The following is a 330-nucleotide window of genomic DNA, read 5'->3' as shown; positions in this document are numbered from 1 at the left end:
CATCAATGGTGCGAACGACGGCGCGAAAATCACAGGCGATGATAGCGGCAGCGTGACCGAAGACGCGGCGGAGAACACCGCGACGGGCACCTTGCTCGCAAGCGACGTGGACAACACAGACAACGTGTTCCAGGCGCAAACCGATGCGGCGGGCCAGTACGGCACGTTCAGTGTGGATGCGAACGGCAAGTGGACCTACGTGCTGGATAACAGCAACGAGACGGTCGATGCGTTGAACGTGGACGAGACACTGACAGAAACCTTCACGGTGAAATCGGAAGACGGCACCGAGCAGGTGGTGACCATCACCATCAATGGTGCGAACGACGG

The 330-nt window shown here is 59.4% G+C and carries 1 protein-coding gene; it reads left to right on the top strand.

All coding sequences use genetic code 11. From position 1 onward, the window contains the following. Positions 1–330, top strand: a 330-nt coding sequence (locus DD616_RS11820; RefSeq protein ID WP_208871717.1) for a VCBS domain-containing protein, incomplete at both ends; no start/stop codon positions are given.

The sequence above is a fragment of the Vibrio anguillarum genome (assembly GCF_003390515.1).
Taxonomy (GTDB): domain Bacteria; phylum Pseudomonadota; class Gammaproteobacteria; order Enterobacterales; family Vibrionaceae; genus Vibrio; species Vibrio anguillarum.
Note: the sequence above shows the minus strand (reverse complement) of the source record. Positions and strands in the feature narration are given on the sequence as shown.